At 67.4% G+C, this 13600-nt stretch carries 9 protein-coding genes and 1 riboswitch; of the genes, 3 read left to right on the top strand and 6 right to left on the bottom strand.

Annotation, left to right across the window (positions count from 1 at the left end; all coding sequences use genetic code 11):
- Positions 1-5 precede the first annotated feature (5 nt).
- A riboswitch (ZMP/ZTP riboswitch) is annotated at positions 6-130 on the bottom strand.
- Between the two features lie 30 nt (positions 131-160).
- On the bottom strand, positions 161-1012 hold the full coding sequence (locus M2282_RS06520; RefSeq protein ID WP_280807959.1) for a lytic transglycosylase domain-containing protein: 852 nt from the start codon (positions 1010-1012) through the stop codon (positions 161-163).
- 600 nt (positions 1013-1612) lie between these two features.
- Here M2282_RS06520 and M2282_RS06515 point away from each other — a divergent pair.
- Together M2282_RS06515 and M2282_RS06510 are read left to right on the top strand one after the other, a co-directional pair.
- Positions 1613-5440, top strand: a complete 3828-nt coding sequence (locus M2282_RS06515) for a DUF748 domain-containing protein (protein WP_280807958.1) — start codon at positions 1613-1615, stop codon at positions 5438-5440.
- Between the two features lie 190 nt (positions 5441-5630).
- On the top strand, positions 5631-8507 hold the full coding sequence (locus tag M2282_RS06510) for a DUF349 domain-containing protein (RefSeq protein ID WP_280807957.1): 2877 nt from the start codon (positions 5631-5633) through the stop codon (positions 8505-8507).
- 59 nt (positions 8508-8566) lie between these two features.
- Here M2282_RS06510 and M2282_RS06505 read toward each other — a convergent pair whose 3' ends face one another.
- The 5 genes from M2282_RS06505 to M2282_RS06485 form a co-directional block, all read right to left on the bottom strand.
- On the bottom strand, positions 8567-9358 hold the full coding sequence (locus M2282_RS06505) for a zinc-dependent peptidase (protein WP_280807956.1): 792 nt from the start codon (positions 9356-9358) through the stop codon (positions 8567-8569).
- Positions 9359-9383: 25 nt separating this feature from the next.
- A complete protein-coding gene (locus M2282_RS06500; RefSeq protein ID WP_280807955.1) occupies positions 9384-10160 on the bottom strand; it encodes a UDP-2,3-diacylglucosamine diphosphatase in 777 nt (258 codons plus the stop codon).
- A 22-nt stretch (positions 10161-10182) separates the two neighbouring features.
- Positions 10183-10695, bottom strand: coding sequence for a peptidylprolyl isomerase (locus M2282_RS06495; protein WP_176657993.1), 513 nt, complete (start codon positions 10693-10695; stop codon positions 10183-10185).
- Between the two features lie 44 nt (positions 10696-10739).
- A complete protein-coding gene (locus M2282_RS06490; RefSeq protein ID WP_432422871.1) occupies positions 10740-11339 on the bottom strand; it encodes a peptidylprolyl isomerase in 600 nt (199 codons plus the stop codon).
- Positions 11340-11422: 83 nt separating this feature from the next.
- Positions 11423-12013 carry a tetratricopeptide repeat protein gene (locus M2282_RS06485; protein WP_280807952.1) on the bottom strand — a complete coding sequence of 197 codons (591 nt, stop codon included), beginning with the start codon at positions 12011-12013 and terminating at the stop codon, positions 11423-11425.
- 204 nt (positions 12014-12217) lie between these two features.
- On the opposite strand from M2282_RS06485, the gene cysS reads away from it, so the two are divergent.
- Entirely contained in the window at positions 12218-13594 is a 1377-nt protein-coding gene (gene cysS / locus M2282_RS06480; protein ID WP_280807951.1) for a cysteine--tRNA ligase, read from the top strand.
- The last annotated feature ends 6 nt before the right edge of the window (positions 13595-13600 follow it).

The following is a 13600-nucleotide window of genomic DNA, read 5'->3' as shown; positions in this document are numbered from 1 at the left end:
CAAACAAGGGCTGCCCAGGCGAACGGCTGAACGCCTGTTGTGTCAGGCGGCACGCTTCCCAGTGGTATTCCACGTCAGCGCGTGGCACCTTGTTCGGGTGCTGCGCCTATCGCCAGTCGCGTACGGGGCCGAGTGTAGCTCACACCCGGCCAGGCGAGCTTCAGGAAACGGCGGAAAGCAGGGCGACCTTGGCGGGTTCGGAGCCTTCTTCGGCCTTGATCGGCGCCGGTGCCGGCGTCACGACGGGAATCGGCTGTGCGCGAACGGTGGTGCGGGGCGGCAGCACCAACGGTGCGCGGCCGTTGGCGACCTGCAGCAGGCGCTCGTGCTCGGCCATCACCTTGCTGGCGTAGCCGCCGTCGTCTTCCAGGTTGGCCGCACCCACGTAGTAGCGCAGGCCGCCCTCGAGCGAGCCGGCGCGGGCGATGCATTCCTGCAGCACCTTCACGCCGACGCGCATGTTCGTCACCGGGTCGAAGGCGGTGAGCGTGCCGCCCGCGCTTTCGTACTTGTCGCCGTGCACGCGGGTCATGACCTGCATCAGGCCCTGGGCGCCGACATGGCTCTGCGCGAAAGGATTGAAACTGGACTCCACGGCCATGATGGCCAGGATCAGCGTCGGGTCGAGCTTGGTGCGCTTGCCGATGTTGTAGGCCTCGGCAACGAGCACGCTCAGCGGCTCGGCAGCCACGCTGTACTTCTTGCTGAGCCAATAAGCCACGGCGGCCTGCTGCTTGGGCAGGTCGCCAGGGCTGGCAGCCGTGGTGCGCTCGATGGCGGTCGGCTCCAGGTCGGTGACTTCGGGCGCGGGTTTGCGCGACTGCAGCCAGCCCATGAGCTGTTCCTCGCCGGTCTGGCGCAGATCGGGCCGTGCCACGAGGGCGAGGGCCGCGAACACGATGGCCAAGCCGACCAGCGCGAACCCGTTGTGGGTGATTTCAAAAAAGCCGTCTGCCACATCGGACACAAAGGTCCGTAGCCCGCGGGCTGTGGCATCAAACGCCTTGTTCATCGCTCTTCCTTTCTGTGCGGCACCTGATCGCAGCGCCCAGAGAGGCGATGGATGAAGGCAGCGGCGCTTGGATTGGTACGAATCAGGCTCCGCGCGTGGAGGGTGTAGGGTAAGGAGCGCGGCGACCTGATCAAGCCGAGGAAGTTCTCGGCAGCGGATTCAGGGTGGCCCCTCTGCGTCTGGCAGTCGGAGCAGGGCGGATTCTAGCGCGGCTAAATACTCGGTCAAGCATAAGGATTTTGTTTCTTATGCTAATAGATGTTTAAAAAACGACGGCCGCCAGAGGCGTTCCGCCTAAGGGAAACCCCTCGGAAGATTGAATTTGCAATGCGAGGGTGCGGCACCTAATCTGAACGGGCCTGGTTTTTTCAGGCGTTTTCCGAAGTCAGGCAGCCCGCGGTGCAAGTCAAGGGCTCGAACGACGGAGGATCCACGGCGGCAATCTCTTGCTGCCAGCACGGCAGGAACCATTGACTTCCGGTCGTGCGAATCGATGGCTTGGGTGTTAGGCCCGCCATCAAGCCCGGCAATGAGACGCTCAGTCGCATTGCCGGGCTTTCTTGTTTCTGCGGCGACGCCTGTTTGCGGCACACTCCCGCGATGGATTTAGCTTCGCTCAAACAAAACAAATGGGTGCGACGTGGGATCGTCGCCTTGCTGGTCCTGTTGGCCCTGTGGGTCGTTGCATGGCTGGCAGTGCCGCCGATTGCCAAGAGCCAGCTCCAAAAGATCGCGAGCGAAAAACTGGGCCGGCAGGTCACGGTGGGCAAGATCGACTTCAAGCCCTGGACTCTCGAACTCGCGCTGCACGACCTGCGCATTGCCACCGCCGACGGCAAGCAGCCGCAACTGGCCATCAAGCGCATCTACGCCGATGCCGAACTGCAATCGCTGTTCCGCCTGGCGCCCGTGATCGACGCGGTCTCGGTCGAGTCGCCCGCGATCCTGCTCACGCACCAGGCCGACGGCAAGTACGACATCGACGACATCCTGGCCAAGCTGGCTTCCGGCCCGCCGCCCGACCCCAAGGCCGAGCCGGCGCGCTTTGCGATCTACAACATCTCGATCAAGGACGGCGCGGTCGATTTCGACGACCAGACGGTCAAGCGCCGGCATGAGCTGCGCAACTTCGTGCTCAACGTGCCTTTCCTGAGCAACCTGGCGTCGCAGCGCGAGGTCAAGACCGAGCCCAAGCTGGCCTTCGTGCTCAACGGCAGCAACTTCGATTCGGCCGCCTTCACCACGCCCTTTTCGGCAAGCCGCAAGACCGACGCCCATGTGCAGTTCAAGGGCCTCGACCTGGTGCCTTACCTCGGCTATATCCCCGGCGGCCTGCCGGTGAAGCTGCAGGCCGGCAGCCTCGATGCCGACCTGAAGATCGACTTCCAGCAGGCGACCACCACCGGCCTCAAGATCTACGGCACGGTGGAGGCGCACGGCGCCAAGCTGAGCGACGCCAGGGGCCGCGACCTGCTAGGCTTCGATTCGCTCAAGCTCGCGCTGGCCGATGTGCGGCCGCTCGAGTCGGTGTTCCATTTGAGCGAAATCGCGCTGGCCAACCCCCAGCTCGTGGTGGCGCGCGATGCCTCGGGCCAGCTCAACCTCATGGCCACCGACCCGGCCACGGGCGCCGCGGAAAAGGTGGCCCCGCTTCCCGCCGCCGCAGCCAGCGCGCCGCCCGGCAAGGCGGCGGAAAAGCCCAAGCTGAAGGTGCAGGTCGACAAGCTGGCGCTCAGCGGCGGGCGCATCGGCTGGCGCGACGAGACCGTCAAGCCCGCGGCGGCTGTCGACTTGACCAACCTGGGGCTCGACGTCACGGCCGTCACCTGGCCGATGGAGAAGCCGGCCCAGTTCAACGGCAGCACCGCCATTGCCGGCGCCTCGCTCAAGTTCAAGGGCAGCGCCACTGACAAGGTGGCGGACGTGCAGACCGAGGTCGACGCGCTGCCGCTGTCGCTGGCCGCCCCCTATCTGGCGCAGAGCCTGGAGCCGACGCTCGACGGCAAGCTCAGCGGCCAGATCGACATCGCCTGGGACCAGCCCAACCTCAAGTTCAAGGCACGCCGTCTGGCCGCCGACGGCCTGGCACTGACCCAGACCAAGACCGCGCTGGCCAGCGTCGGCCGCTTCGAGCTGGTCGACGCCGAAGTCGACATGACGAAGCACACGCTGAACATCGCTTCGTTCACCGCCACCAATCCCAAGGTGCGCGTCGAGCGCGACAGCGAAAAGCGCTGGATGTTCGAGCGCTGGCTGCGCACACCGGCCGGCAGCGGTGACGCGAAGGACGGTGCCGCCGAAGCCAAGGTGGCCGCGCCCAAGCCGGCCGGCGCCGGATCGGCCAAGGCCGATGCCAACACCAGGCCCTGGGCTCTGACCATCGCCAGCATGGCGGTCGACAACGGCAGCCTCTCTTATTCAGACAAGGCCGGCGCGCTGCCGGTGACGGTCGAGGTCACGGCCTTCAAGCTGAACGCCCAGAAGATTGCGCCCGAGACGAACACCGTGTCGCCGCTGCAGGTCTCGGGTCGCATCGGCTCCGGGCGCTCCGAGCCGGGCAAGTTCGACTACAAGGGCAACGTGGTGCTCAAGCCGCTGGCCGCCGAGGGCCGGCTCGAGGTGATCTCGTTCCCCGCGCACGCCTTCAAGGCCTACTACGCGGACGCGCTCAACGTCGACATCCGCCGCGCCTTCGCGAGCTATCGCGGCACGGTCAATTACGCGGCGGCACCGGCTGGCATGACCGTGAAGCTGACCGGCGACACCGCGCTGGACGATTTCCGCGCCAACAGCGTCTCGCTGACCCAGTCGCCCGGTTTCGACCGCAACACCAACCAGCTCCTGAGCTGGAAGACGCTGAGCCTGCGCGGCCTGCAGGTCAGCCTGGCGCCCAACGCGCCGCCGAAGGTGGACGTGCGCGAGACAACGCTGACCGACTTCTTCGCCCGCGTGATCGTCGACCCGACCGGCCGGCTCAACCTGCTCAACCTGACGAAGAAGGGCGAGGCCGAAGGCGCGGCCGCGACGGCGGCAACCGCGGATGCCAAGACCCAGAAGGGCCCGGGCGGCACCACCACCACCACCCGCGGCGCGCCCCCTGCGCAGCGCTCGGACGGCGCACCGGTATCGGCCGAAGCCATGGTCGGCGGCAGCCCGGAACCGGCCCAGCCGGCTGCGGCGCCCGTCGCCACGGCGCAGGCTCCTGCCGACACGGGCCCCAAGCCCGTCATCAACTTCGGTCCGATGAGCCTGGTGAACGGCAAGATCGACTTCACCGACCTGTTCGTGAAGCCCAACTATTCGGCCGACCTGAGCGAGCTGACCGGCAAGCTCAGCTCCTTCTCGTCGAACCCCCCGAGCGGGCAGGGCGGCCGGCCGGCATTGGCCGACCTCGAACTGCGCGGCAAGGCGCAGCAGACCGCTGCGCTGGAGATCACCGGCAAGCTCAACCCGCTGGCCAAGCCGCTCGAACTCGACATCACCGCCAAGATGCGCGACCTCGACCTGGCGCCGCTGTCGCCGTACTCGGTGCGCTACGCCGGCCACGGCATCGAGCGCGGCAAGATGAGCATGGACGTGAACTACAAGGTCGCGCCCGATGGCCAGCTCACCGCCACCAACAAGCTGGTGCTCAACCAGTTGCAATTCGGCGAGGAAGTCGCCGGCGCGCCCAACAGCCTGCCGGTGAAACTGGCGGTGGCCCTGCTGGCCGACCGCAACGGCGTGATCGACGTCGACCTGCCGCTCAGCGGCTCGCTCAACGATCCGCAGTTCAGCGTCGGGCCGCTCATCTGGAAGGCCGTGGTCAACCTGATCGTCAAGGCGGTGACGGCGCCGTTCAGCCTGCTCACGGGCGGCCTGGGCGGCGGCAGCGGTGAATCGAGCGCCATCAGCTTCGAGCCGGGCAGCTCGGTGCTCAGCGCCGCGGCCAAGGAAGGCCTTGACAAGGTCGCCAAGGCGCTGACCGAGCGGCCGACGCTGGAGATGACGGTCGTGGGCACCTCCAGCCTCGAGAAGGAACGCGACGCCTACCAGCGCCAGCGCGTGCGCCAGCTCACCCAGGCCGAGAAGCGCCGGGTCGCGGTGCGCGGCGGCCAGACCGGTACCGATGTGGCGCCGGTCACCGACGCCGAATATCCCGAGCTGCTGACTGCGGTCTACAAGCGCGCCGACATCACCAAGCCGCGCAATCTTGTCGGCCTGGCCAAGGACTTGCCTGTCAAGGAGATGGAAAACCTGCTGTTCGCCAGCGTGCCGGTCGACGAGGAGGCGATGCGCCAACTGGCCGTGGAGCGCGGCGCCGCGGTGCGCGACTACTTGCTGGCGCAAAAGCTGACGAGCGAGCGGCTCTTCCTTGGCGCGGTGCGCACCACCGCCAGCGGTGCGGACTGGAAGCCGGGCGCCGAGCTCAAACTGACCATGAAGTGAGAACGGCCACTTGGTTTTTTCCATCGGCTTGCTATATATGTAGTCACCTTCAATCTCCCAGCCCGCAACCTGCATTGGCCGCCGTTCCGCAACGGAATTGGGCGGTCCACCGCAAGTGGGTGAAAATGTCGATGTGCGCCGGCCTTTGCCGGCGCCTTCGCTTTCCATACCAAGACAACGATTTCGCGCAGTGACCTCTACTTCTTCCAAGCCACACGACCTTCAGGCCCTCGATACGCTCACCGGCGGCGCCTTCACCGCGCCGACCTCCGGCGAGCGCGCCGCGCGCATCCGCGACTGGCTCGCGGGCAACCCCGCGTCCGAGCAAATGCAGGAAGTCTTCAAGGAGCTGAGCGGTCGCGACAAGGGCGCGGCGCGCCTGCTGCGCGAGAAGCTCGATGAGCTCAAGCGCGCCAAGGGCCAGGAAGCCATGGCCGCCGAATGGGCGCAGAAGGCCGAGGCGCTGCTGGGCCAATCCAAGCTCAACATCGCCGACGCGCTCGCCTGGCAGCGCGATGCCGCCAAGGCCGGCGCGCCGCTCTCGCGCGAACCGCTGGCCGGCCTCAAGGCCAGGCTGGCCGAACGCGTGAAGGGCATCGAAGACCTGCAACACCGCGCCCAGGTGCACCGCGAAGCCGCCGTGCTGCTGGCGCAGCGTTTCGAAGTGCTCTCCACCAAGGGCTGGCAGGACGCCCAGGCCGCCGAGGAGTCGCTGCGCAACGACGTCACGCACTGGCAGCAGCAGGCCGGCGACATCACCGCCGACATCAACTGGAACAGCTTGGACGCCAAGTTCGCGCCGCAGCTCGAGGCGTCGAAGTCGCAACTGCTGGTCGTGTCCGATGCATTCCACAGCGCGCTGGCACAGGCCATCGCCGCCGCGGCCGATGCGGCAGCGCCGCTGCCGCCGGTGCCCGTGTGGGCCGACGAACTGCGAAGCGCGCGCGGCGAGGTGCTCGCGCCCAAGGCCGCAGCGCCCGCGCGGCCTCCCGCACCCAAGATCGATCCGGCCGTGCGCGCCGCCGCGCAAGACGCGGTGCAGGCCGCCCTCGCCAAGCTCGAACAGGAAACCGCCGAAGGCCACGGCAAGGCCAGCGCCGGTGCGGCTGCCGCGCTGCGTGCGGTGCTCAAGGAGCACGGCAAGCTGGTCGAAGCACCGCTCGAAGCCCGCGTGCATGCCGCGCTGGTCGCGGCCGGCGAACTCGAAGGCTGGCAGCGCTGGAGCGCCGACAAGGTCCGCGAAGACCTCGTCGCCAAGGCCGAAGGCCTGCTCAAGCGCCCTGAAGGCCAGGCCCTCGGTGGGCGCAAGATGCAGGAAACGCTGCGCGCGCTGCGCGATCAGTGGAAGCAGGCCGACCAGGGCGGCGTGCCGAACCATGCGCTGTGGAAGCGCTTCGACGAAGCCTGCAACGAAGCCCACAAGGTGGTCGAGGCCTGGCTCGAGAAGGTGCGTGCCGATGCGGCCGAGCACCGCGCGCACCGCGTGGCGCTCATCGAAGAGGTCAAGGCCTGGGCCGCCGAGCATGCCGGCGCCACCGACCTGAAGGCGCACAACCGCGCGCTGCACCAGTTCGCCGACCGCTGGCGCGATGGCGGCCACGTGGGCGAGAAGGTGTTTGCCGAACTGCAGCCGCAGTGGAACGAAGCCTTCGGCGCCGCGCGCGCACCATTCGAGACGGCGCAGAAGGCCAGCATCGAACGCCGCCAGGCCATGATCGCCGAGGCCGCCGAGCTCGGCGGCCAGCCCATGCTGCGCATCGACGCCGTCAAGGCGCTGCAGCAGCGCTGGCAGCACGAGGCGCAGAGCGTGCCGCTCGACCGCCGCCACGAACAGAAGCTGTGGGACGCATTCCGCGCGCCCATCGATGAAGCCTTCAACCGCAAGACCGCCGAGCGCGAAAAGGCATCGTCCGCGATGAGCGAGCACGACCGCCATGTGCTCGAGGCCTCCAAGGCGCTCGATGCGGCCAATGCCGGCGGCGACGTGCAGAAGATCCGCGCGGCCATCGCCCGCCTCGAAGGCGCGCTGCGCGGCGAAGCGCCGCCGCCCGCACCCAAGGCCGAACCGGCTGTGGTGACCAACGATGGTCCGTCGGTCGGCGCGACCGAAGTCGTGGCACCCGGACAGGCCGCCGCTGAATTCTCCGAAAGCGCCGAGCAGGCTCCGAGCCCGAGCGATGCGGAAGCATCGCCGGCCGCGCCTGCTGAAGCGGCGCGGGCTGATGCGCCCGATCTCGTGGCACCGGCCGATGGCGCCGATGCCTCCGCACGTGCCGACGGCGCAGCCCACGACGCCGGCGAAGCCGCCGCTGTCGAAAGCCCGGCACCGGCCGCCGCGCCGAAGCCGGCGCCCAAGCCGGTCGTGGCCATGCGCGGGGACGACCGTCCCAGCAGCAAGAAGACGGACGCGGCGCCCGCAGGCCGCGCCGGCGGCAAGTTCGGCGACCGCCGCGACGGTGGCCGGCCAGGTCCCGGTGGCCCGGGTCGTCCCGGCGACCGTGGCGGTCCGCGCTCCGATGCACGGGGTGATCGCGGTGGCGATCGCGGTGCACCGGCCGGTCGTTTCGGCGACCGTCCCCCGCGCTTCGAAGACCGCGGCCCGCGCCTGGGCGATGCCGCTTTCCGCGCCCAGCGAGAGGCGCTCGAACGTGCGGACATGGCGCTGCGCAAGCTCGCCGCGCAAGCCCACGGCGAAGCGCTGACGCAGGTGCTCGGCGCCTGGGAGCAGCGCGATGCCGCACGCTTGCCGAGCGTGCAGGAACTGGGTCGCGCGGTCACGCCGGCCGTGCGCACGAACTGGTCGCAAGCCATCGGCAGCGCGCCGACGGCCGCCGCCAACGATGCCGCCGAAGCCCTGCTGCGCCTGGAAATGGCCGCCGAAGTGCCGACTCCGGCCGAGCAGCTCGACGCGCGCCGCGCCTTGCAGCTCAAGCTGCTGACCAAGCGGGGTGATCCGGCGCCGGTGCAGACCTGGGGCCAGGATGCCGGCAAGGTGCTGGCTGCGGCGCACGACGCTGCGAGCGCACGTCGCCTGCAGAACGCGTTGAAGGCGCTGCTGCGCAAGTAAGGCGCGCGCTGGACAGCCATGGAAAGAGACGCCCGCGGGGCGTCTTTTTTCTTTTCCGATCAGGCCTGCCTGCTCAAGAAGAACTCATCGAAGAGAACCGTCACCGCCGCGAAGTCCCGGGCGAAGTTCGGTCGGTTCACGAAGTAGGCCTCGCAGGCGACTGCGAAGAACTCGCTGATCGAGGTCGCGCCATAGTCGTCGAGCCACGGTGGCTCGGCGCCGAAGCGCTCGGCCATGATGGTTTTCTCGCGGAAATCGTCGTAGGCCGGTTGCAGCACGGCAAGCCACGCGGCACGCGATTCGCGGGCGCTGCGCTTGTCCGCGAAGCCGGATGGCAAGGGCGGACATCCATCGGCGTCGCCGCCGCGCATGTCGATCTTGTGGGCGAACTCGTGGATCACCACGTTGTAGCCGCCTTCGCTGGTGACGCTGCTTGCGAGCACGTCCTGCCAGCTGAGCATGACCGGGCCGCGGTCCATGGCTTCGCCGGCGACCACCTCGTCGTACTCGTGCACGACCAGCGCCTCGTCGACGACCTTGCGCCGCGCCACCACCTCGGACGGGTGCACCACGATGCCGACGAAATCGTCGTACCAGTCGAGATGGCCCTTCAGGTGCAACACGGGCAGTACCGCCTGCGCCGCGATAGACAGCGCGACCTCGTCGGTGATGACGAAGCCCTGGGTGCCGTGGAATTCCTTGTCGCGCAGGAACTCGGCCGTGAGCGCGCGCAGCCGCTCCAGGTCTGCCGCGGGGCGATCGGCCAGGAAGGTGTAGCGCGCCAGCGTGGCGTGCCAGGCGGCATCGGGGATCGGGGGCAGGGCGCGCAGACGGCGCAGCCACTTGAACATCGGCGGTTCCGCGGTTCGGGCGCCGCTAGCGCAGGTCGACGCGCTGTGCGCCGGCTGTGGACAGGCACAGCAGCTGCGCGCGGGGCGGATGGGCCGCGGCGTCCCAGTCGCTCAGCACGATGCGGCGCAGGCCATGGCCCAGGTCGTGCTCGGCGGGGCGGTGCGTGTGGCCGTGCACCAGCGTGTGCGCGTTCGTCTGCTGCAGCCATTGGCGCGCGGCGTCGGTGTCTACATCGGCCCAGATCGTCGAGGGATTGCGCTTGCGGTCTTCGCTTTGCGTGCGCATCGCGCGCGCGAGCGCGCGACGCTCCTCGAGCGGACGCGCCAGGAACGCGGCCTGCCATTCGGGCGTGCGCACCTGCGCGCGAAACTTGAGGTACTCGGTGTCGTCGAGGCAGAGGATGTCGCCGTGGCTCAGCAGCCAGCGCTGACCATGCAGCACCAGCACCGTCGGATCGTCGAGCAGCGTGAAACCGCATTGCGCCGCGAGCGCGGGACCGACGAGAAAGTCGCGGTTGCCGTGCATAAAGAACACCGGCAGGCGCTCGGCGGTGCGGCGCAGCAGTTCGGCGCATTGCGCCTCGAAGCCGGGAGAGGCGGCGGCATCGTCGCCCACCCAGACCTCGAACAGGTCGCCAAGGATGACCAGCGCATCGGCCGGCGTGGTCTCGAGGTAGCCCCGCCAGGCCTCGAAGGTGGCGGGCTCGCCGGCCTGCAGGTGCAGGTCGGAGATCAGGTCGACGGTGCGCCATGCAGGTGGCGCCACCAGCTCGGTGAAAGCCGGGTTCGCCACGTTGCTCATGCCGCGCCGTGCCTGTTGTCGGTCATTCCGAAATGACGACGGCCTTTTCGATCACCACGTCTTCGAGCGGCACGTCGTCGTGGAAGCCCTTGCGGCCCGTCTTCACGGCCTTGATCTTGTCGACCACGTCGGTGCCGTTGATGACCTTGCCGAACACCGCATAGCCCCAGCCCTGGGCCGAGGGTGCCGTGTGGTTCAGGAAACCGTTGTCGGCCACGTTGATGAAGAACTGCGCGGTGGCCGAGTGCGGCGCGCTGGTGCGGGCCATGGCGACGGTGTAGTTGGCGTTCTTCAGGCCGTTGTTGGCCTCGTTCTCGATTTCTGCGCCGGTGGGCTTTTGCTTCATGCCGGGCTCGAAGCCGCCGCCTTGCACCATGAAGCCGGGGATCACGCGGTGGAACACGGTGTTGTCGTAGTGGCCCTTCTTCACGTAGGCGATGAAGTTCTCGGCCGACTTCGGTGCCTTCTCGGCATCGAGTTCGAGCGTGATCACGCCGTAGTTCTTGATGTGCAGTTCGACTTGGGGGTTGCTCATGAGGGTGACTCCTTCTTCGGAAACTCGGGAAAAAAACCGGGGGATTACTTCGCCAGGGTGGCGGACTGGATGGTGATGGTCTCGAGGGGCACGTTCTGCATGCCGCCCTTGTTGCCGGTCTGCACGGCGCGGATCTTGTCGACCACGTCGGTGCCGGCCACGACCTTGCCGAACACCGTGTAGCCGTAGCCGTCGGGGTTGGGCGCATTGAGCGAGTCGTTGTTCTTCACGTTGATGAAGAACTGCGAGGTGGCCGAGTTCGGGTTGCCGGTGCGGGCCATGGCGATCGTGTACTTGTCGTTCTTCAGGCCGTTGTCCGCTTCGAGCGGAATCGGCGCGCGCGTGGGCTTTTGCTTCATGTCGGCGGTGAAGCCGCCGCCCTGGATCATGAAGCCGTCGATCACGCGGTGGAACACCGTGCCGTCGTAGTGCTTGTCCTTGACGTACTGCAGGAAGTTCTCGACCGACTTGGGCGCCTTGGACGCATCGAGCTCGACCACGATGTCGCCGGCCGAGGTGGCGAGCTTCACGCGCGGTGCGGCCTGCTGTGCGTAGCCGGTGGCGGCGAAGCCGATGGCCGCTGCCAGGATGAAGGCATTGCGGCGGCTGAATCTGCCGGATCTGGGAAAGGCGTGGATCGTCAAGAGGATGCTCCGTTTGCAAAGAGTGAAGGACGCGGGCTGCGCAGCGAAGGCTGATGCCGCGAGGGCCCGTGCCAGCGGGCAATTTACTTGCTGGACTTGCCGACCGGCTTGCGGATGACCACGGGCGCCGCCGGCAGTGCCGCGGCTTCGGCCTCGGCCTTGGACGAGAAGATCTGGCGGATCAGCAGGAGCTTGGGCGCCACGCTGGCGTTGGTGCTGGCGAACTGCTGCGCGCGCACGTATTCCTGTGCCGCGAGGCGCGCGTACACGTCGCCGAGGTTCTCGTGCGCGGTGGCGTAGTTGGGGTTGAGCTTGATCGCCGATTCGAGTGCGGCGCGTGCCTGGTCGAACTTGCTCTGCGATGCGTAGAGCGCCGCGAGGTTGTTGTAGGGCTCGGGCAACTCGGGGAAATCCTGCGTGAGCTGGGTGAAGGCGATGATGGCCTCGGCCTGCTTGTTCTGCTCGGTGAGGATCACGCCGCGCAGAAAGCGCATCTGCGGATCGCGCGGCTTGCCGGCGATGTAGGTGTCGGCCTTGGCCAGTGCTTCGGTCGGCTTGCCCTGGCGCAGCAGAAGGTTCACATCGTCGTAATCGTTGGCATGCGCGGCGGAGCCCCACAGGCTGAACAGGAGTGCGAAGGCGATGGAGAGTTTTGAGAACACGGCGTGCTTCATGAAGCCTCGGCAGGATTGGGAAATGCGGGCCTGGAGAACACCCGGGAGATACGCGGCAGCAGCCTGACGGCAGCCGTTTATACTGCGTGGCATTGTAGCCGAGGGGCCATGTCCAACCCCTCGTGGCCACTGTCCCCGTCACCCCTGAAATACCCCGTCGTTCGCCCGTGCCGCACGTGCGCGAAGCGACGCTTTCCGAATCTCATGAGTCTGCGCATCTACAACACGCTGTCGCGTGAATTGGAGGAATTCTCCCCATTGCAACCTGGCAAGGTGCGCATGTACGTTTGCGGCATGACGGTCTACGACTATTGCCACCTGGGCCATGCCCGCTCGATGATCGCCTTCGACGTGGTGCAGCGCTGGCTCAAGGCCAGCGGCTTCGAAGTGAACTATGTGCGCAACATCACCGACATCGACGACAAGATCATTCGCCGTGCGGTGGAAAACGGCGAGAGCATCCGCGCGCTGACCGATCGCATGATCGACGCGCTGCACGAAGACGCCGATGCGCTGGGCATCGAGCGCCCCACGCATGAGCCGCGCGCCACCGACTACATCCCGCAGATGCTCTCGATGATCGGCACGCTCGAGAAGAAGGGCCTGGCCTATCGCGCCGAGAACGGCGACGTGAACTACGCCATCCGCAAGTTCCCCGGCTATGGCAAGTTGAGCGGCAAGTCGATCGACGAGCTGCATGCAGGCGAACGCGTGGCCGTGCTCGATGGCAAGGACGATCCGCTCGATCCGGTGCTCTGGAAGAGTGCGAAGGCAAGCGAACCCGAAGAGGTCAAGTGGGCGAGCGAATTCGGCGCCGGCCGTCCGGGCTGGCACATCGAGTGCTCGGCCATGGCCTGCGCGCTGCTGGGCGAAACGCTGGACATCCACGGCGGCGGCGAAGACCTGCAGTTCCCGCACCACGAGAACGAAATCGCGCAGAGCGAAGGCGCCAACGGCAAGCCGCTGTCCAACTACTGGATGCACAACGGCTTCATCGTGACCGACAACGAGAAGATGTCCAAGAGCCTGGGCAACTTCTTCCTGATCCGCGACGTGCTCAAGAAGTACGACGCCGAGACCATCCGCTTCTTCGTGCTGCGCGCGCACTACCGCCGGCCGCTCAACTACAGCGACGTGCACCTGGACGACGCCCGCAATTCGCTCAAGCGCCTGTACACGGCGCTCGACCTGGTGGCGCCGGCCGAGGTGAAGATCGACTGGACCGACCCGTACGCCGCGCGCTTCAAGGCCGCGATGGACGAAGACTTCGCCACGCCCGAAGCCGTGGCCGTGCTGTTCGACCTGGCGGGCGAGGTCAACCGCACGCAGTCGGCCACGCAGGCCGGGCTGCTGAAGGCGCTGGGTGGTTGCGTGCAGATCCTGCAGAGCGATCCGAAGAGCTTCCTGCGCGCGGGCGCGACGCTCGACGATGCGGCGATCCAGGCGCAGATCGATGCGCGTGCCGCTGCCAAGGCCGCGAAGAATTTCGCCGAGGCCGATCGGCTTCGGCAGGCGTTGCTGGACCAGGGCATCGTGCTCAAGGATTCGCCCGCCGGCACGACATGGACCGTCGCGAAGTGAACGGAA

Origin of the sequence: Variovorax boronicumulans (genome assembly GCF_029892485.1) — a bacterium.
GTDB classification, from domain to species: Bacteria; Pseudomonadota; Gammaproteobacteria; order Burkholderiales; family Burkholderiaceae_C; genus Variovorax; species Variovorax boronicumulans_B.
This window is presented reverse-complemented; position numbering and strand designations above follow the sequence as displayed.

Coding starts and splice junctions, on each gene's coding strand:
- M2282_RS06520 (WP_280807959.1), bottom strand. CDS start 1,012: ATGAACAAGGCGTTTGATGCCACAGCCCGCGGGCTACGGACCTTTGTG.
- M2282_RS06515 (WP_280807958.1), top strand. CDS start 1,613: ATGGATTTAGCTTCGCTCAAACAAAACAAATGGGTGCGACGTGGGATC.
- M2282_RS06505 (WP_280807956.1), bottom strand. CDS start 9,358: ATGTTCAAGTGGCTGCGCCGTCTGCGCGCCCTGCCCCCGATCCCCGAT.
- M2282_RS06500 (WP_280807955.1), bottom strand. CDS start 10,160: ATGAGCAACGTGGCGAACCCGGCTTTCACCGAGCTGGTGGCGCCACCT.
- M2282_RS06495 (WP_176657993.1), bottom strand. CDS start 10,695: ATGAGCAACCCCCAAGTCGAACTGCACATCAAGAACTACGGCGTGATC.
- M2282_RS06485 (WP_280807952.1), bottom strand. CDS start 12,013: ATGAAGCACGCCGTGTTCTCAAAACTCTCCATCGCCTTCGCACTCCTG.
- cysS (WP_280807951.1), top strand. CDS start 12,218: ATGAGTCTGCGCATCTACAACACGCTGTCGCGTGAATTGGAGGAATTC.